This window comes from Pseudomonas sp. QC2 (genome assembly GCF_002859085.1).
In the GTDB taxonomy this organism is placed as follows: domain Bacteria; phylum Pseudomonadota; class Gammaproteobacteria; order Pseudomonadales; family Pseudomonadaceae; genus Aquipseudomonas; species Aquipseudomonas petroselini.
The window spans coordinates 253674-270336 of the sequence record NZ_PKKS01000010.1 but is presented as its reverse complement, the minus strand read 5'-3'; the positions used below and the strand labels follow the sequence as shown (position 1 = coordinate 270336).

20 protein-coding genes are annotated in these 16663 nt (G+C 62.1%); 7 read left to right on the top strand and 13 right to left on the bottom strand.

The features are described from left to right. Nucleotides 1–8: 8 nt before the first annotated feature. Entirely contained in the window at nucleotides 9–752 is a 744-nt protein-coding gene (locus QCBJ_RS10710) for a response regulator transcription factor (protein WP_046034696.1), read from the bottom strand. Nucleotides 753–931: 179 nt separating this feature from the next. Between QCBJ_RS10710 and QCBJ_RS10705 the strand changes: the two genes are divergently transcribed. Continuing rightward, nucleotides 932–1792 (top strand): pirin family protein, encoded by an 861-nt coding sequence (locus QCBJ_RS10705; RefSeq protein WP_012724788.1) that lies wholly within the window; start codon nucleotides 932–934, stop codon nucleotides 1790–1792. A gap of 68 nt (nucleotides 1793–1860) precedes the next feature. Further along, nucleotides 1861–3306 carry a mechanosensitive ion channel domain-containing protein gene (locus QCBJ_RS10700; RefSeq protein ID WP_102060788.1) on the top strand — a complete coding sequence of 482 codons (1446 nt, stop codon included), beginning with the start codon at nucleotides 1861–1863 and terminating at the stop codon, nucleotides 3304–3306. Between the two features lie 4 nt (nucleotides 3307–3310). On the opposite strand, the gene QCBJ_RS10695 is transcribed toward QCBJ_RS10700, so the two are convergent. Further along, entirely contained in the window at nucleotides 3311–3748 is a 438-nt protein-coding gene (locus tag QCBJ_RS10695) for an Rrf2 family transcriptional regulator (RefSeq protein ID WP_046034699.1), read from the bottom strand. 144 nt (nucleotides 3749–3892) lie between these two features. Between QCBJ_RS10695 and QCBJ_RS10690 the strand changes: the two genes are divergently transcribed. Next, a complete protein-coding gene (locus QCBJ_RS10690; RefSeq protein ID WP_102060787.1) occupies nucleotides 3893–4777 on the top strand; it encodes an NAD(P)/FAD-dependent oxidoreductase in 885 nt (294 codons plus the stop codon). A gap of 34 nt (nucleotides 4778–4811) precedes the next feature. Here QCBJ_RS10690 and QCBJ_RS10685 read toward each other — a convergent pair whose 3' ends face one another. Continuing rightward, a complete protein-coding gene (locus tag QCBJ_RS10685; RefSeq protein WP_102060786.1) occupies nucleotides 4812–5654 on the bottom strand; it encodes an alpha/beta fold hydrolase in 843 nt (280 codons plus the stop codon). Nucleotides 5655–5893: 239 nt separating this feature from the next. On the opposite strand from QCBJ_RS10685, the gene QCBJ_RS10680 reads away from it, so the two are divergent. Further along, nucleotides 5894–6481 (top strand): LysE family translocator, encoded by a 588-nt coding sequence (locus QCBJ_RS10680; protein WP_012724783.1) that lies wholly within the window; start codon nucleotides 5894–5896, stop codon nucleotides 6479–6481. On the opposite strand, the gene QCBJ_RS10675 is transcribed toward QCBJ_RS10680, so the two are convergent. From QCBJ_RS10675 to QCBJ_RS10645, 7 genes are all read right to left on the bottom strand, one after another. Beyond that, on the bottom strand, nucleotides 6423–7316 hold the full coding sequence (locus QCBJ_RS10675; protein ID WP_102060785.1) for an AraC family transcriptional regulator: 894 nt from the start codon (nucleotides 7314–7316) through the stop codon (nucleotides 6423–6425). The two genes, QCBJ_RS10680 and QCBJ_RS10675, sit on opposite strands and share 59 nt — an antisense overlap. A gap of 188 nt (nucleotides 7317–7504) precedes the next feature. Continuing rightward, complete coding sequence (locus QCBJ_RS10670; RefSeq protein ID WP_102060784.1) at nucleotides 7505–9967, bottom strand: TonB-dependent receptor; 2463 nt, start codon at nucleotides 9965–9967, stop codon at nucleotides 7505–7507. Nucleotides 9968–10065: 98 nt separating this feature from the next. Further along, nucleotides 10066–11016, bottom strand: a complete 951-nt coding sequence (locus QCBJ_RS10665) for a FecR domain-containing protein (RefSeq protein ID WP_102060783.1) — start codon at nucleotides 11014–11016, stop codon at nucleotides 10066–10068. After that, entirely contained in the window at nucleotides 11013–11525 is a 513-nt protein-coding gene (locus QCBJ_RS10660) for a sigma-70 family RNA polymerase sigma factor (RefSeq protein ID WP_043205488.1), read from the bottom strand. The genes QCBJ_RS10665 and QCBJ_RS10660 overlap by 4 nt, the downstream gene beginning before the upstream one ends. A gap of 187 nt (nucleotides 11526–11712) precedes the next feature. Then, complete coding sequence (locus tag QCBJ_RS10655) at nucleotides 11713–12138, bottom strand: GNAT family N-acetyltransferase (protein WP_102060832.1); 426 nt, start codon at nucleotides 12136–12138, stop codon at nucleotides 11713–11715. Nucleotides 12139–12210: 72 nt separating this feature from the next. Further along, nucleotides 12211–12474: a hypothetical protein gene (locus QCBJ_RS10650; protein ID WP_043205487.1), complete on the bottom strand. Its 264-nt coding sequence runs from the start codon at nucleotides 12472–12474 to the stop codon at nucleotides 12211–12213. A 321-nt stretch (nucleotides 12475–12795) separates the two neighbouring features. Beyond that, nucleotides 12796–13287: a GNAT family N-acetyltransferase gene (locus tag QCBJ_RS10645; RefSeq protein WP_102060782.1), complete on the bottom strand. Its 492-nt coding sequence runs from the start codon at nucleotides 13285–13287 to the stop codon at nucleotides 12796–12798. Between the two features lie 239 nt (nucleotides 13288–13526). Between QCBJ_RS10645 and QCBJ_RS10640 the strand changes: the two genes are divergently transcribed. Continuing rightward, nucleotides 13527–13961, top strand: coding sequence for a GNAT family N-acetyltransferase (locus QCBJ_RS10640; protein WP_102060781.1), 435 nt, complete (start codon nucleotides 13527–13529; stop codon nucleotides 13959–13961). Nucleotides 13962–14004: 43 nt separating this feature from the next. Then, on the top strand, nucleotides 14005–14475 hold the full coding sequence (locus QCBJ_RS10635) for a GNAT family N-acetyltransferase (RefSeq protein ID WP_102060780.1): 471 nt from the start codon (nucleotides 14005–14007) through the stop codon (nucleotides 14473–14475). Nucleotides 14476–14517: 42 nt separating this feature from the next. Here the strand turns inward: QCBJ_RS10635 and QCBJ_RS10630 are convergent, their stop codons facing one another. Beyond that, nucleotides 14518–15009 carry an HIT family protein gene (locus tag QCBJ_RS10630; protein WP_102060779.1) on the bottom strand — a complete coding sequence of 164 codons (492 nt, stop codon included), beginning with the start codon at nucleotides 15007–15009 and terminating at the stop codon, nucleotides 14518–14520. A 125-nt stretch (nucleotides 15010–15134) separates the two neighbouring features. Here QCBJ_RS10630 and QCBJ_RS10625 point away from each other — a divergent pair, with 125 nt between their 5' ends. Then, on the top strand, nucleotides 15135–15464 hold the full coding sequence (locus QCBJ_RS10625; protein ID WP_102060778.1) for a DHCW motif cupin fold protein: 330 nt from the start codon (nucleotides 15135–15137) through the stop codon (nucleotides 15462–15464). A 28-nt stretch (nucleotides 15465–15492) separates the two neighbouring features. Here the strand turns inward: QCBJ_RS10625 and QCBJ_RS10620 are convergent, their stop codons facing one another. Both QCBJ_RS10620 and QCBJ_RS10615 read right to left on the bottom strand, forming a co-directional pair. Beyond that, nucleotides 15493–15960, bottom strand: coding sequence for a copper chaperone PCu(A)C (locus tag QCBJ_RS10620; protein WP_102060777.1), 468 nt, complete (start codon nucleotides 15958–15960; stop codon nucleotides 15493–15495). After that, entirely contained in the window at nucleotides 15960–16568 is a 609-nt protein-coding gene (locus QCBJ_RS10615) for an SCO family protein (RefSeq protein ID WP_012724771.1), read from the bottom strand. The genes QCBJ_RS10620 and QCBJ_RS10615 overlap by 1 nt, the downstream gene beginning before the upstream one ends. Nucleotides 16569–16663 lie beyond the last annotated feature (95 nt).

Sequence of the window (16663 nt, the reverse complement as noted above, 5' to 3'; positions counted from 1 at the left end):
CAGCCGACTCAGGGCGTGCATTCATTGACCTCGGCGGCCAGCAGGTAACCACCGCCCCAGATGGTGCGCAGCAGCTCCTGCGCTGCATCGCCCTGGGCGAGCTTGCGGCGCAGGCGGCTGACCTGGCGATCGATCGCGCGGTCGCTCACGTCGCTGTCGGCGGCGGCCGTGAGGTCGATCAGCCGTTCGCGGGGCAACAGGGTGTTGGGATGGGCGAGAAACACTTGCAGCAGGCGACTTTCGGCGGTGCTGAGCTGGACAGCCGGGCTGCCGTCGCGGCGCAACGTGGCGCCAGTCACGCTGAAATGCCAGCCGCCGAATCGATAAGCGCGTGCGCCACTGCGCGGTGCCGCAGGCCCGGTATTGCGGCTTTGGCGACGCAATACACTGTGGATGCGCGCCACCAGTTCGCGAGGCTCGAAGGGCTTGGTGACATAGTCGTCGGCCCCCAGGTCCAGCCCGCGCACGCGGTCGGCGGCGGTGTCGCGGGCGGTCAGCAGGATCACCGGGGTATTGCTGCGCCGATGCAACTGGTTGCACAGCTCAAAGCCATCGCCATCCGGCAACAGTACGTCGAGTACCACCACGTCGAAGGCTTGGGTCTTGAGCAATTGCCACATGCCGGCCGCATCTTCGGCGGTGCGCACATCAAAGGTGTGGCGGCGCAGGTACGTGGCCAACGGCTCGCGAATTTTGCGGTGGTCATCCACCACCAGCACGCGAGGCGCGGCAGGCGCAGGGGCAAACGGCATTGCAGCCCTCGGAGGGTTGAGCGGGAGAGGGGGATATTACTACGAGTCATTATCATTAACGCTGTTTTTGTGCTGGCGTCGCGCAATACCGTTCTATCAGTGGAACGATCAGGGTTGTTTTCATCGTCTAGCGCCGAATTGATATTGGTTTTAAGGTGTATGCACTTTGGAGGACTACCATGAAAAAACTCATCGGCATCTACACCAGCCCCCGCGCTCATTGGGTCGGCGACGGCTTCCCGGTGCGCACCCTGTTTTCCTACGACACCCTGGGCAAGCACATCAGCCCATTCCTGTTGCTGGACCACGCCGGTCCGGTCGATTTCACCCCGACCGCACAACGTCGCGGCGTCGGCCAACACCCCCATCGCGGCTTTGAAACCGTGACCATCGTCTACGACGGCGAAGTCGAGCATCGTGATTCCACTGGCGCCGGCGGCAAAATCGGTCCGGGCGACGTGCAATGGATGACCGCCGCCAAAGGCATCCTCCACGAGGAGTTCCATTCCGAAGCCTTCGCCCGCAGCGGCGGGGTGATGGAAATGGTGCAACTGTGGGTCAACCTGCCGGCCAAGGACAAAATGGCCGACGCCGGTTACCAGACCCTCGTCGATGGCGACATCCCGGTGCTGCCACTGGCCAACGATGCCGGGCAACTGCGCCTGATTGCCGGTGAATTCGCCGGCACCCAAGGCCCGGCGCGTACGTTTACGCCGATTGACGTGTGGGACCTGCGCCTCAAGGCCGGCAAGGCGGTCACCCTGGACCTGCACGCAGGGCGCAACACCGCCCTGGTGATCCTGCGCGGCACGGTGTTGGTCAATGGCGAGGAAGTCGCGCGCCAAGGGCAATTGGCGTTGTTCGAACGCGACGGCAGCCAGCTCAGCCTGGCGTCCAACGACGACGCCAAGGTGTTGTTGCTCAGCGGCGAGCCGATCGACGAGCCCATCGTCGGCCATGGGCCGTTTGTGATGAATACCGAGCAGGAGATTCATCAGGCGTTTGCTGACTTTCAGTCGGGGCGGTTTGGGCAGATGTAAGCACACCCGCTATACCCTGGAGCGGCATTTCATGCGATCTTCCCGTCATTCGCCCTGGAGTCGCCTGGATGCCCTCACTTATCGCTGATCACCCGATGCTGTGCGCCTTGGCGCTGATCTTTATCGACATCGCCGTGTGGCGCCTTATTTCCGCCAACCTTGCCAACTGGAAGCTGGCGGCGCGGTTGGTGATCTTTGCCGTGTTCAGTGCCGTGCTGTTCAACGACGGCATGAACCCCATGCAGCTCGCGCCCTATGCGGACAACACCGCCTTGCACCTGGCCGCCACCGCCTTGCAGATCGGCTGGTGGCTGTTCGCGGCGCGCACGCTGACGGTGTTGCTCGGGGCGGTGATGATGCAGCGGGTCGGGCACACCGGGCGGTTGTTGCAGGACTTGATGGGGGCGGTGATCTTCCTGATTGCGATCATTGCCGCCATGGCCTATGTGCTCGATTTGCCGGTCAAAGGCGTGCTCGCCACTTCCGGCGCGGTGGCGATCATCGTCGGCCTGGCGTTGCAAAGCACCTTGAGCGACGTGTTTTCCGGGATCGTGCTCAACACCACCAAGCCGTATCAGCTGGATGACTGGATCTCCATCGACGGCACCGAAGGCCGGGTGACGGACATCGACTGGCGCGCCACGCGCCTGCAAACCTCCCAGGGCAGCATGGCGGTGATCCCCAACTCCCTGGCGGCCAAGGCCAAGATCATCAACTTCTCGCGCCCGGCGGATATGTTCGGCCTGGCGGTCAGCCTGCAGGTCAGCCCCCATGCGCGTCCGCAAACGGTGATCGAGGCCTTGGAGCGGGCGATGCAAGGCTGCCGACCGCTGCTGGCCCAGCCGGCACCGAGCGTGGCGTTCAAGACCTCGGCAGCCGGCGGTGTCGAGTATGAAATCAGCGGGTTCGTGCCAGCCATGGCCCTCAAGCGCGAGGTGCGTAACCAGCTGTACGACCTGGCCTTCCGTCACCTCCAGGCGGCGGGCGTCGGCGTGTTGTCGGCGACCGAAAGCAGTGCGCCGCCGAGCCTGTCGGCGGCGCGCGCATTGCTTGAGCGCTCGTCGATTTTCTCCACCCTGCGCCAGGAAGAAAAAGACACCTTCAGCCAGAACATGACCCTGCACACCTACCGCAGCGGCGAAATGATCCTGCCGGCAGGGGAGGTGAGCGACCATTTGTTTATCGTCGAATCCGGCGTGGTCTCGGTGATGCTGACCAAGGCCGGGCACAAGTTCGAAGCCGGGCGCATGGGACCGGGCGAGGTGATCGGCGAGGCGGGGATCCTGTCGGACCAGGCGGCGCTGGCGGATTTCACCGCCAAGACGTCCTGCACCTTGTACCGCATCGAGAAGGAATACTTGAAACCGTGCCTGGACGCGCGCCACGACATCAGCGAAGCGATGAAGGCGCTGCTGGATTTCCGCCTGCACACCGCACAGACCTTGACCCAGGAAACGCCGGTGGTACCGGTCAAGAAAGGCTTTCTGCAATGGTTGCGCAAGCGCGGGTTGTAGCCGATTAAGGCGCCATGGCGATGCGGTAGCGCTGGTCGAAATCGTCCGCCAACTGCGCCAGCGTCACATCCCCCAAGCGCGCCAGCAACAACGACTGGGCCTGGTCGAAGGCGTCCGTCAGCGCGGCGTTAACCGCCTGTTCGACCAGGCATTCGGGGTGGTCGGTAGACAGGCCGATGGCGAATAGCGACGGCGTGCCCAGGGCGTTGTGAATATCCAGCAAGGTGATTTCACTCAAGGGTTTGCCCAGGCTCCAGCCGCCCTGGTGGCCTTTTTCCGAGCGTACATAGCCCTTTTCCTTGAGCAGCCCGAGCGTGCGCCGTACCACCACCGGGTTGGTGCCGAGCATCTGGGCAATGGTCTCCGAGGTCGCACGCTCTTCGTGGCGGCCCATATGGATCAGCACATGGAGCATGCGCGAAAGCCGGGTGTCGTTTCTCATCAATAAACCTCAGGTTGAATCCTGCCAAAGTATCGTTCGTAACCTGAAAAGTTGCGAGATGCTTGACGGCGTATTTTTACGTAACTTATGGTGTGTCGTGAAAGCGTTCGGACAACCGGATGCACCCAACACGGGGTCACCTTCATGATGTACGACGTCATTATCGTGGGCGGCAGCTATGCCGGCCTGTCAGCGGGCCTGCAGTTGGCGAGGGCGCGGCGCCAGGTGCTGGTAATTGATGCGGGGCAACGGCGCAACCGGTTTGCGGCCACTTCCTACGGCTTCCTCGGCCAGGATGGCCAGGCGCCGGAGACCATCGCCGCAGAGGGGCGCAGCCAGTTGATGGAGTATCCGACCGTCACCTGGGTACAGGGCAGCGTGATTGAGGCGACTGAGCAGGCGCCAGGTTTCGGCGTTCGCACCGAATACAACGGCACGTTTCACGGCAAACGCCTGATCCTCGCCACCGGCGTGGTGGACGAGTTACCCGCCATCGAAGGCCTCGAACAGCGTTGGGGCAAGCACGTATTCCATTGCCCTTACTGCCACGGTTATGAGCTGGACAAAGGCCGCATCGGCGTATTGGCAACCTCACCCTTGGCCATGCACCACGCGTTGATGCTGCCTGACTGGGGCACCACCACCTTGTTCTCCAATGGCGTGTTCACCCCGGATGCCGAGCAACAGGCGCAGTTGGATCGACGCGGGGTCGGCGTTGAAAACGGACCGGTACGGCGCATCGTCGGTGAGCGTGCCGACCTGGAACTGGTCGACGGCCGAGTGTTCAGCCTTGACGGTATCTTCACAATGTCGCGTACCCGCATCAGCCCTTTGGCCGGGCAACTGGGCTGTGAGTTGGCCGACGGCCCCAGCGGTCCTTACCTGCACACCAATGATCTGCGCCAGACCTCCGTTGCCGGCGTGTTTGCCTGTGGCGATGCCTCCCTTGCCGCCGGTTCCGTGGCGCTGGCCGTGGCAGAGGGGGTGCGCGCCGGGGTGGGCGCGCATTTTTCGCTGATCCAGGGGTGAGGCATACGTTGCCCAGGCACCACGGGGCCGGGGTCTATTTGCTGTCGAGGAAACCCAGCAGCGCGGCATTGAACAGCGCGGGGTCTTGCAGGAACGCAAAGTGGCTGGTGTTCGGCAGTATCAACAGCCCGGCACCGGGGATGGTCGCGGCCATGTACTCGGTGTGTTCACGCTTGATCGCTTCGTCATGGTCGCCGTCGGCAATCAGGATAGGCGTCTTGATGCTCTGCAATTGCGCGTCGGTCCAGTTCGGTTGGCTGGCCCACATATGGCTGATCTGCTCGACAAACGCGCCGTACTCTCCAGGCGTCGGTGACAGCTTGGCGTACTCCTTGCCGGCGCGTTCGATAAAGGCGGCGAAGGTCGGATTTTTCTCGACGCCGTCCTTCACTCCCGCGGTCTGGGTGTTGGCGGCGAAGGCGAAGACTTTGCCGATACGGTCTGGGTGACGCAGGGCCAGGTCAATGCCGATGATCGCGCCGTCGCTCCAGCCGACGATGTCGGCGCGCGGGATGTTCAGGCTGTCGAGCACGGCCACCACGTCATCGGCCATCAGGTCATAACCGTAGGGTCTGTCATCCCGTGAACTGCGCCCGTGGCCGCGGCTGTCGATGCTGATCACGGTGTGCTTGGCGGCCAACGCCTTGACCTGGTGACCCCAGTAATCGGCGTTGGACAAGCCGCCATGCAGCAGCACCACCGGCGAGCCATGACCCGTGCGGGTGTAGTAGACCTTGATACCGTTGACGGCGGCGTAACCGGTCTTTGCACCGACCACGGGGGCGGGCGTCGGCGGCAGGGTTTCCCAGCGTTCAGCGGCGTGGGCGGTCGAGAACGACAACAACAGGCAGGCAGCTGCCAACAGGCGACGTGACATGGCGATTCCTTTTTGCAGTGATCTATCAAAAGGGAGCAGGCTCTGAACTCTAGCATCGCGCCAGGCACGTTAAATACGCATTTTTGTCTATCAAAAACGGCGGTTTGAAAGAAACAAATGCAGTTATATCAATGCAATAAAGTCGTCTAAGCCAGGCAGGGGCATTTTCTTCAATACCACCATGGCATTGCCCTCTACCGTGGTTCCTTCGTCACTTGTTCGAATAAAAAGGAGCTGCAATGAGCTTGATCATTTCCATGGCCGCCTTCGCCCTGGCCACCTCCATCACGCCGGGTCCGGTCAATGTGGTTGCGCTGAGTTCGGGGGCGCGCTTCGGCTTTGTCGCCAGCCAGAAACACGTGTTCGGCGCTGCGGTGGGCTTCACGCTGCTGTTGGTGTTGATCGGCCTGGGCTTGCATGAAGTGCTGGTGCGCTGGCCGATATTGACCCAGTTGATCCAGTGGGGTGGGGTGGCCTTCCTGCTGTACATGGCCTGGAAGCTGGCGGTGGACGACGGCCGCCTGGACGCCGAGGGCACCGCCACGGCGCCGTCGATGCTCTATGGCGCAGTCATGCAATGGCTCAACCCGAAGGCCTGGCTGGCGTGCGTGGCGGGGATGGGTTTGTTTGTGGCGCAGGGCGATGCCGCGCAGGTCTGGCTGTTTGCGGCGATCTACCTGGTGATCTGCTACCTGTCGGTGGCGTGCTGGGCCTACGCGGGAACCTTTTTGCGCCGCTATCTCGGCGATGCTCGTGGCGTGAGGCTGTTCAACCGTTCAATGGCCGGGTTGCTGGTGGCCAGTGTGGGTTATTTATTGCTGGCTTGAGCAGCTCACGGTATTGCCCCGGCGTGGCGGCGAAATGCTGTTTGAACGTGCGCTGGAAATGCGCCTGGTCGGCGAAGCCTGCGGCCAGGGCCACGTCGGCGATCAGCTCGCCCTGGCGCAGTTGGGCGCGGGCGAACTGGATGCGCCGGTTCACCAGGAAGGCATGCGGGGTCAGCCCGTAATACTGCTTGAACGCGCGGATCAGATAAGACGGCGACAGCTCTGCCGCCAGGCAGATGTCTTCCAGTTTCAGCGCCTCGGTGCAGTGTTCGCGGATGTATTCAGCGGCGCGCTCGAGCTTATGGTTGACCTCACGCACAGGGGCCGGCGACGGGTTCAGGCGCTGCTGTACCTCACTGAAATAGCTCACCAGCGCGCTCTGTTTGTGCAGGAGTTCGGCGTGCTCATCCAACAGGATTGCGTACAGTTCGATCAAGCCGTTGTACAGCACGCTGTCGCGTGTGTGCGGCGTGGTGAACGGGCGGTAGCCCTGATCGGTGCTGAAGCCCAGCTGATGCTGTAAGTCGGTCAACCAGGGCGTGTCGAGGTAGAGCATGTGATACGACCAGGGCTGGTCGTGGATCGGGTTGCACGCGTGCACATCGCCGGGGTTCATCAACACCACGGTGCCGGCACAGATCTCGAACGTCTGCGCACCGTAGTGGTAATAGCTGCGGCCGGTGGTGATCGCACCGATGGAAAAGTGCTCGTGCGCGTGACGGGTATAGGTGACCTTGCGCCCGTCGGCGATGGTGCGGGCCTCGATAAAGGGCAGGTTGGGGTCGCGCCAGAAGCGTGGCGAATCCGCAGGGTGAGCAGTGACGTTCAGCGACATGGCAATGGTTCCATCCCGAGCAGGGGCGAGGCGTAATCATTACACAGCCATGCGTTGAATCACCATGCCGGCGAGTTATGCATGCGGTATCACCCGTTTACCGACGTGCTCGTTCCTCGGGTCGTATCGGCCGGCAGTAGGTGGCTGAAACCAGCCACCGGGACAAGAGGTTGCGGCTGGCGGTGGGGTCAGAAATCCCAGCGTGTCGCCAGTTGCAAGCTGCGCGGTTCGCCGTAGAAACCGGTGCCGAAGTTGCCAAGGCCGGTGTAATACTTTTTGTCGAACAGGTTCTTCACGTTCAGTGTGGTGCTCAGGTGCTCATTGAAGCGATAGCGAGCCATGACATCCACCAGGTAGTAGCTGTCCTGGGTAATGCGCGCGTTGTGGCCGAAATTGACCGTGTCATTCGGGTCGGGCTGGAACACATTGCCGAAGAACTCACTCTGCCAGTTCACGCCGCCGCCCACGGTGACGTTCTCCAATGCGCCGGGCAAACGGTAGGTGCTGAACAGGCGCACCACCTGCTGCGGCGTGGTGGTTTGCAACACCGAGCTGTAGACGTAGCCGTCATTGGCATCGCGGGTGTGCTGGTAGGTATAGCCGGCCGAGAGGTTCCAGCCGTCCAGCACTTCGCCCGACAGTTCCGCTTCAAAGCCCTTGGTCGTGGCCCCGGCAATCGGGCGATACACCGAGTCGGTCTCGAAGCCCGAGACATACTCGGCCACGTTGTCCTGCTCGATACGGAACGCGGCAACGCTGGCATTCAGGCGGCCGTCGTAAAACGCCGCCTTGAGCCCGGCTTCATAGGTGTTGCCCTCGATCGGGTCGAGCAGCTTGCGGTCGGCGTCCTTGCTGGATTGCGGACGGTAGATCTGGGTGTAACTGGTGTACACCGACCAGGTGTCGTTGAGGTCGTAGACGATCCCGGCGTAGGGCGTGACCACGCCGCTCTGGCGGTAGGTGGTGTGGTTGTCGGGCTTGGCCGGGTCGTAGAAGTCGGTGCTGTCGGTGCCGCTGAACGTGCTCACGCGGGTGCCGAGGATCACCGACAGGTCATCGGTGGGTTTCAGGCGCGTGGCCAGGTAGGCACCGGTCTGGCGCTGCACGATATCGTTCTGGCCGCTGCGCGGGATGTCCGGTTTGGCGTATTCGCCGTGCCAGTCGAAAATGCTGCCGCCCACCGGTGGGTAGATCGAGCCGTACACCGGCACGTCCTGTTTCGAGCGGGTGGCCATGAAGCCCATGATCAATTCGTGCTCACGGCCAAACAGGCTGAACGGGCCGCTGAGGTTGACGTCCAGGGTGTTCTGCACCTGATCGCCCTTGTACTTGCCCATGAACATGTACATGTTCTCGCCGCTGACCGGGTCCGGGTTGCCGCCGCTGGCCGAGGCGAGCAGGGTGTCGTGCTGGCTGCGCTTGCGGTCGAGGCTGACCTTGAGCGACCAATCATTCGCCAGCGTGTGCTGCACCGAGGCGAAGAGCGTCTGGTTGTTGAAGTCGCGACGGCTCCAGTCGGCGGCCGGGTTGAACGAACGCGAGAAGTGTGTGCGTGAGCCGTCGCTGAAGTACATCGGGAACCCGGTCCAGCTGGCGCCACGGGAGCGCGTGTCCTGCTGGTCGATGCCGAACGTCAGCAGGGTATCGGGCGTGAGGTCGGCCTCAAGGATGCCGTAGGCGATGTCCTTGGTGTGCTGGTAGTGGTCCAGGTACGACTGGCGGTCCTGGTACACGCCGACAAACCGCCCGCGTACATTGCCGGACTCCGTCAGCGGGCCGGAAATATCGCCTTCGGTGCGGTAATTGTCCCAGGAACCGAAGGTCTGGGTCACCGAGGCCTTGAACGTCGGCGTGGGTTTTTTGCGGATCAGGTTGACCGTGGCCGAAGGGTCGCCGGAGCCGCTCAGCAGGCCGGCCGAGCCCTTGATGATCTCCAGGTGGTCGTACACCGCCATGTCGGTGCTGGTGGTGCCGTAGTCATACACGCCGTCGTAGGTGGAGTTGACGCCGTCGTACTGGAAATTGGTGATCGGCAGGCCACGGCTGGAGAACTCCCAGCGCTCACTGTCGTAGTTCTGCACGCTCACGCCAGGGGCGCGGCGCAGGGTGTCGGCGATGCTGTTGGTGCCCTGGTCGTCCATTTGCTGGCGGGTGATCACGGTGACCGATTGCGGGGTTTCACGCATCGACAGCGGCAGGCCGGTGGCCGAGGCCATGGAGCCGGTGGTGTAGGCGTGGGTGTCTTCGGTGGTCGCGCCCAGGTCCTGGCCGGAGATCGTCGTGGCGCCCAGTTCCAGCGTGTCGCTGTCAGCCGGGATCAGCGCCAGCACGTAGCTATTGTTGCCTTGGGGCACGGCCTGCAGACCGCTGCCTTGCAACAGGCGCTGCAAGCCGGCCGCCGGGGTGTAGCTGCCATTCAAGCCAGGGCTGGTCTTGCCCGCGGCGAGGCTATTGTGGCCGGCGATGAAAATGCCCGACTGCTCGGCAAAGCGGTTCAACACACTGACCAGCGAGCCGGCGGCGATGCGATAAGAGCGCGCGGCTTCCTGGGTCGAGGGCGAGTCGGCGGCCTGCACCATCGGCGCGCCGAAGCAGAACAGCGAGGTGGCCAGCGCCAATGGGCGCAGCGCGAAGCGAGCAGGTTGCGACATGGATGTTTCCCTTTGGATCAAATCGATCGGCGAATTGAAGCGTCTGCAGGGTTAACCGAACGAGTTGTAGGAAAGGGAACTGTCGATTGAAAGTTTTTTTACTTTGGCCTGACCGTAGCCCACCATGGCATCAGCCGGTCGACCCTCACCGGCAGGGCGGCTTGCAGCAGATGCAATGCGTGGTCGCTGTCCATCAGTGGGAATGAGCCCATCACGGGCAGATGGGCCACTGCCGGGTCACAGCCCAGGTGGCCGGGGCGATAACGGTTGAGTTCGGCGATCAACTGCCCCAGCGGCAGGTTATCCGCCAACAGCACGCCACGGCTCCAGGCCTCGCGCGCCGGGGAGGCCGATGCGGTGGGCGTGAAGCCGTCGCGAGTGAATGACACTTGCTGGCCCGCTTCGAGGATGCGCACGTGCTGGTCTTGGGTGGTGACCTGCACCCGGCCTTCGAAGACGTTCAGCTGGGTGTGATCGTTGCCTTGCAGCACGCTGAAACGGGTGCCCAGCGCTTGCATGCGGCCGTGCTCGGTCTCGACCAGGAACGGCCGCGTGGCGTCCTTGGCCGTGTCGATCAACACCTCGCCAAAGCGCAGGTGCAGCAAGCGTTGTGCCACATCAAAACGCACATCCAGCGCGCTCAACGCGTTCAGCCACACATGGCTGCCGTCGGCCAGCAGCGTATCGCGGGTCTCGCCGCTCGTGGTCGCGTAGTCCGCGCTCCAGCCGCCCACCCGCCGGGGCAGGGCGGTGTTGCGCCAGGCGCCCCAGGCCAGCGTCGAACCGGCGCACAGCACCAGCAGGGTCTTGAGCGTCTGGCGCCGCGAACTGCGCAAGGCGCGGCTGGCGCCATGGGCTTGTTCCTGCAGCGGGGCAAACCGTTGGCTCACCCGCTGCACATACTGCCAGGCCTCCAGGTGTTCGGGGTTTTGCGCGACCCAGGCCTGCCAACGCAACTGCTCCAGCGCACCGCCTTGATCCTGCAGGCGCACATACCATTGCGCGGCCTGCTCCAGGCTGGCGTGGCTGAGCTTGCCCGGCGTGTTCATTGCACCAGCATCCCGTCGAGTTCGGCTTCCAGGATCGCGCAGTGCAACAGGGCCTGGGCCATGTACTTCTTGACCATGCGCTCGCCCACACCCAACTGCTCGGCGATTTGCTTGTAGGGCAGACCATGCAACTGGGCGAGCAGGAAGGCTTCGCTGACCTTCTTCGGCAGACGCGCGAGCATGGCGTCCACCTCCACCAGCGTCTCGACGATGATTGCCCGTTGCTCCGGCGACGGGTGCAGCGCTTCCGGCCGCTCGGCCAGGGTTTGCAGCCAGGCGCGTTCGAGCTGGCGACGGCGCCAGTGGTCGATGCACAACCCGCGTGCGATGGTGGCCAGGTACGAGCGTTGGCGGACGGGGTCGGTCTCGGCCGGGGGGCGGCTGAGAATCCGGATAAACGTGTCATGGGCCAGGTCGGCGGCATCCCAACGGTCGTTCAAGCGCCGGCGCAGCAGGCCGAGCAGCCAACGGTGGTGGGTGCCGTAGAGGTGGGTAAAAGAGGTCGACACACTGCCCGTCCAGCTCAAAAAAGCGCGCAAATAAGAATTGGTCGCGATTAAAGCAAAGCGTTGCGCCGTGCGCAAATGATATTGGTTTGCAATCGTCCGGGTCTGCCTGTGCGCATTCAGGCTAAAACCGCGGCGTGTCCCGTTTGAGCCTGTCGACACGACGGACCGCTGCATCCCTCGTCGACTGTCACAGCGGTTTAGACAAAAACACCCGGCTGCAGCCCGCCGGTTCGCAGGGCACTTCACCGAATTTTACCCAGCCATGTTTCTCGTAAAACCCCGGGGCCTGGAAGCTGAGGGTATAGAGCACCGCATGGCGACAGCCACGGCGGCGGGCTTCGTTTTCGAAGGCTTGCAGCAACTCGCTGCCCAAGCCCGAACCACGCAGGTGTTCGGGCAGGTGGAAGAGGTCGAGGAAGGCCATGCCCAGCGTGGTTTTACCGGTGATGCCGCCGACGATCTGTGCCGTGATGGGGTCTTTGATCAGCACCGTCAGCGGCTGGCGATCGTTGAAACCGGTGATGGCCTCGTTGAAGGCCGCGAGGCTGCTGCCGAGGAGGTGCTCGGCTTCGGTGTTGGGTTGGTCGCTGATTTCTATCCGGTGTGGCGTCATCATAGGGCTTCTCGATGGATACCTTTTGGGCAGAAGGGGGCGGATAAGTACCGCCCCCCATCGCCGGTTGCCTTAAGCGCGCTGCCATCCTCCCATATCATCGGCCCTGATCTCGAAATCTATCGCCTCGCGGTAAGGATCGCCAAGCGGCATAGGCCGGCCGTTGCCAGAGGCCTGGGTGGGTTGCCAGGTTTGCGTGTTCGGATCGAATACTTCTGCATCCTCCCCGGCCGTCTGGTCGAGAGGGTTGTGCCGTGGATGGTCGTTATCGATCCGGTCTGTGTTGAAGGCCGGGGGCATCGGAGCGTAGGGCGAGAAACCGTTGATTGAAGACATGACTGCACCTCTTTGATAGGCAATTGAAGGCCCGCCAGACGCTGGTTCGGCGGAGTGCTTCGCAGGCTACCGAGGCCTTCAGAGGCATTCAACGAGGTGTTTTGGGGTGGATGTAACGGGTTAAAACCGGCATTGAGCACATTCATAACATCAGCTGCCTTGCTGTCAGGCGAGGTTTGTGTTCGCTCGCGATGTTTCAGGTTTTGCGTCAGAAAAGGCGACGCCGATCCGTTTTTTGTTTATCGGCAGACAGCAGCCGGTTTAACCGGCTGCCCACCGTTAGATGTCTAGACACATAAATCAGGCCACAACGGGGACCGTCTAAAGCGCCATCACCATTTCATGCCACGCCATCCCGCCGTGATCGGAAGGCGAAGGTCGGGTGTATTGATAGCCCATGCGCTCGTACAGGGACACATGCTGTTCCTTGCACATCAAGTGAATCGTCTGCTTGCCCAGCGCCCGCATGCGGGCCACAAACTCAGTCATCAATACCTTGGAATACCCTTTGCCCTGATGCGCCGGATCGACCACCACCGACATGATCACCACATTCGGCGCCTCGGCCGAATGGCCCACCAACTCCTTGAACGTTTCGTCCGACATCACCACGTCATAGGCACAGCCGCAGTTGATGAAACCCACCACCTCACCGTCCGCCTCCAGGATCAAAAAACCTTGCGGGTATTGCGCAATCCGCGTGGCGATCTTTTCCAGGGTCGCGGCTTCATCGCCTTCGTAGGCAGTGATCTCGATTTCAAAGCAACGGGCGGCGTCGGCGGGGAGGGCGTTGCGGAAGCTGAGGGCGGGCATGGTATTTCCTGAGGCATTAAGCGAAGGCCACATCATAAAGAAACATCACTTGCCTGGCACTGAAACGCTATCTTCGGTGGGCGCTGTCGAATCGTCGCACCGTCCCGTTGGACTGCTCAGCAGTCCCATTTTGGGGCTGCTTCGCGGCCCAACGGGAGCAAGCTCCCTCGCCACAGGTAAAGTGTTCGCCCTTAACTGACTCGCATTAGGTCAATCCCGCTCCCACAAGGTTTCACGCCATGCCCAGCATTCGCATCATGACCCCGACCGACTACGACGCCGTTCTCCACCTCATGCAACATACCCCCGGTATCTCTCTGCGCGACGCCGACTCCCGTGACGCCACCGAGCGTTATCTTGCGCGCAACCCTGGCTTGAGTTTTGTCGCCGAAGCCGAAGGCCGGTTGATCGCTTGCGTAATGTGCGGCCACGACGGGCGTCGTGGTTACCTGCAGCATTTGCTGGTACTGCCGGACTATCGTCGCCAGGGTATTGCGCAGGCGCTAACGCAACGCTGCCTCGACGCACTGGCGTCGTTGGGCATCCACAAATGCCACCTCGACGTGTTCAAGACCAACACCCACGCCGCCCGCTATTGGCAAGGTCAGGGTTGGAGCCTGCGCACCGATATCGACCGCTATTCCTTCACCCGCCCCGGTGACGAAAACGCCTAGGGCATGCGTTAATAGCACGATGATTTCATGGAAGGAAATTGACATGCTGGAGATCAAACGGGCCACCTCGCAGGATGCCCAAATAGCGTTCGACATCCGCTTGCGGGCCATCCGCAGCCAATGCATTGGCGCCTATACGCACGAGCAAATGATGATGTGGACGCGGGGTGACGCCGAAGACGGCTACAGCACCCTGATGGATAAACTGTTTTACCTGGGCTGGGTGCAGGGACAGCCGGTAGTCACCGGAATGCTTGACCTGGACAACCACGAAGTGGGCGCACTGTTTGTATTGCCTGGGTTTACCGGCTGCGGATATGGCAAGGCGATGCTGGATCATCTTGAGAATGTTGCGCGGGAACTGGCTATTGAAGAGGTGGTGCTGGATGCGACCTTGAACGCAGCGGGTTTCTATCGGGCGTGCGGGTATGTGGGGGATGAGCAGGCGATTTATCACTCGCCATCGGGGTTGGCGTTGGCGTGTATTGCAATGACAAAACCACTGAACAGCTGATGGAACACGGCTAAAAGTGTGGGAGAAAGCGCCCACTTCGGTTTATCTCGCCGCCCGAAAAGCCGCCCGCAGCCGTGCTATCACTTGATCGACTGACGCTCCCTGAATCGGCGGCGGCATAGCGCTCTCGCCAAATTCGCGCCACACAAACAGCGTCAGCTCAGCCCCATCGGTCAGTGCTTGCTCCAGCGGTGGCGCGCCAAAACCTTGCAGCAGCCGATATCGATCATCCCGCCAGAACGCGGCTTCTACCCAGGGGTATACCGGGATGAAATGAAAGTGCAGCGGGAATCCCGGCATGTGCCCGTAACGGCTGATATACAGCCATTTCGGCGCAAGCTGCGCCTCCATCACTCGCTGGGTCTTCGCCAGCAAGCCACCCAGCTCGGCCAGTGCCGCTTCCGGCATGTCCGCCAGGGAGTGGATCGGTGCCTTGGCCCCCAGCATCAGGTAACCGGGCAATGCCGAAGCCACATGATGGTTGAGCCGCCAGTGTTCGGTTTCGTGAAGGACGTAGGCTGGGTCGATCTGCATAAGCGTATCCAGGAGAGCAGTGCAGGCAGGATACCTGTATCCCACAAAAGCGCTTGATCTGTGTCTATCGCCCGCTGCCCTAAGTGGCTAGCCTCAAGCCCCGTTAAACAACCACCGAGCCCGACATGGATCTGACTGCCGTCCCCTTTGGCACCACCGACTGGTCCACGGTCGAACCCGTGATTCACCCAGGTGTCACCGGCAACGCGCTGTGGCGCACCTGCCACTTCGGCGCTACCCGCGTGCGCATGGTCGAATACACCCCCGGCTACCTGGCGGATCATTGGTGCTGGCGAGGGCATGTGCTGTTGTGCCTGGAAGGCCAATTGCACACGGAACTGGAAGATGGCCGCCAGTTCATCCTGACGGCCGGAATGAGTTACCAGGTGGGCAATGACATGGAAGGCCATCGTTCATCGACGAGCGTTGGGGCGAAGCTGTTTATTGTCGATTGAGGTGGCGAGCAGTGTGGCGAGCAGTGCATCAGTGCATCTTGCTGTGGTCCATCCCATCCAGGCCACGCGTCGGCGCGTTCACTTCAATCGCCTGCTTCTCACCCTTGGCGTTTTGCACGGTCAGGGTCAGCGGCACCTGGTCGCCTTCCTTGATCTGGCCGGTCAGGCCCATCAGCATCACGTGGTAACCATTGGGGTCGAGGACCACCGCTTTGCCGGCAGGCAGGGCCACCGAGTCCACCGGGCCCATGTGCATCACGTCGTCCTTCATGCTCATTTCATGGATCTGCACGTCCTTGGCCACCGGCGAGGTCACGCTCAGCAGCTGGCTGTCGGTGTCGGCGGTGACGGTCATGAATGCACCGCTGGACGGTTGGCCCGGCACGCTGGCGCGCACCCACGCGTCGGTCACTTGCACCTGGGCGCTGGCGTGCGCCGCAAGGCCCAGCAGGGTCATGCCGATAAGGGTGCGTTTGAGGTGTTGAACGGCAGTCATTAGCAGACCTCCATGACGGTGAGCAGGTCTTCTGCGCACTCTTTAGCGGTAAGGGATGCCTGCAGGCCCAGGCGCAGGTTGCCACGCGTATCGAACACGAAACTGGTGGCCGTGTGGGACAGGGTGTAGGTATCGCCGGCGGGGATCTTTTCATAAAAGATCCCGAACTCCTTGGCGGCCACGGCGATTTCTTCCGGGGTGCCGTACAGCGCTTCGAAGCTGGGGTCGAAGGCCTTGACGTACCTGTCGAGGATCTCTGGCGTGTCGCGCTCCGGGTCCAGGGTGATAAACACCACCTGCATGATTTCGCCGTCGCGGCCCATCAGCTTCTTGGCCTGGGCGGCGCGCGCCAGGGTGGTCGGGCACACGGCCGGGCACTGGGTGAAACCGAAGAACACCACCGGCATCAGGCCTCGGAACGAGCTCAGGGTGACGGTTTCGCCGGCGGTGTTCTTGAGCTTGAAGGTGCGGCCCATGATCTTGTCGCTCAAGTCCTTGCCGTACTTGAAATTCAGCTTGGGGCTGTAGTCACAGCCGCCCAGCAGGCCGCCCAGGCCCAACAGGCCCATACCGGTCAGCACTTTGCGGCGGGTGAATAACGTACTCATCAACGGTGCATCCTGTGAAACGCCTGCATTGCTCTGGATCGACACATCAGGCTTTGAGGGCGCCCAGTCTACCAACCCTGGGAAGCGCACGTAAT

Coding starts and splice junctions, on each gene's coding strand:
- QCBJ_RS10710 (WP_046034696.1), bottom strand. CDS start 752: ATGCCGTTTGCCCCTGCGCCTGCCGCGCCTCGCGTGCTGGTGGTGGAT.
- QCBJ_RS10705 (WP_012724788.1), top strand. CDS start 932: ATGAAAAAACTCATCGGCATCTACACCAGCCCCCGCGCTCATTGGGTC.
- QCBJ_RS10700 (WP_102060788.1), top strand. CDS start 1,861: ATGCCCTCACTTATCGCTGATCACCCGATGCTGTGCGCCTTGGCGCTG.
- QCBJ_RS10695 (WP_046034699.1), bottom strand. CDS start 3,748: ATGAGAAACGACACCCGGCTTTCGCGCATGCTCCATGTGCTGATCCAT.
- QCBJ_RS10690 (WP_102060787.1), top strand. CDS start 3,893: ATGATGTACGACGTCATTATCGTGGGCGGCAGCTATGCCGGCCTGTCA.
- QCBJ_RS10685 (WP_102060786.1), bottom strand. CDS start 5,654: ATGTCACGTCGCCTGTTGGCAGCTGCCTGCCTGTTGTTGTCGTTCTCG.
- QCBJ_RS10680 (WP_012724783.1), top strand. CDS start 5,894: ATGAGCTTGATCATTTCCATGGCCGCCTTCGCCCTGGCCACCTCCATC.
- QCBJ_RS10675 (WP_102060785.1), bottom strand. CDS start 7,316: ATGTCGCTGAACGTCACTGCTCACCCTGCGGATTCGCCACGCTTCTGG.
- QCBJ_RS10670 (WP_102060784.1), bottom strand. CDS start 9,967: ATGTCGCAACCTGCTCGCTTCGCGCTGCGCCCATTGGCGCTGGCCACC.
- QCBJ_RS10665 (WP_102060783.1), bottom strand. CDS start 11,016: ATGAACACGCCGGGCAAGCTCAGCCACGCCAGCCTGGAGCAGGCCGCG.
- QCBJ_RS10655 (WP_102060832.1), bottom strand. CDS start 12,138: ATGACGCCACACCGGATAGAAATCAGCGACCAACCCAACACCGAAGCC.
- QCBJ_RS10650 (WP_043205487.1), bottom strand. CDS start 12,474: ATGTCTTCAATCAACGGTTTCTCGCCCTACGCTCCGATGCCCCCGGCC.
- QCBJ_RS10645 (WP_102060782.1), bottom strand. CDS start 13,287: ATGCCCGCCCTCAGCTTCCGCAACGCCCTCCCCGCCGACGCCGCCCGT.
- QCBJ_RS10640 (WP_102060781.1), top strand. CDS start 13,527: ATGCCCAGCATTCGCATCATGACCCCGACCGACTACGACGCCGTTCTC.
- QCBJ_RS10635 (WP_102060780.1), top strand. CDS start 14,005: ATGCTGGAGATCAAACGGGCCACCTCGCAGGATGCCCAAATAGCGTTC.
- QCBJ_RS10630 (WP_102060779.1), bottom strand. CDS start 15,009: ATGCAGATCGACCCAGCCTACGTCCTTCACGAAACCGAACACTGGCGG.
- QCBJ_RS10625 (WP_102060778.1), top strand. CDS start 15,135: ATGGATCTGACTGCCGTCCCCTTTGGCACCACCGACTGGTCCACGGTC.
- QCBJ_RS10620 (WP_102060777.1), bottom strand. CDS start 15,960: ATGACTGCCGTTCAACACCTCAAACGCACCCTTATCGGCATGACCCTG.
- QCBJ_RS10615 (WP_012724771.1), bottom strand. CDS start 16,568: ATGAGTACGTTATTCACCCGCCGCAAAGTGCTGACCGGTATGGGCCTG.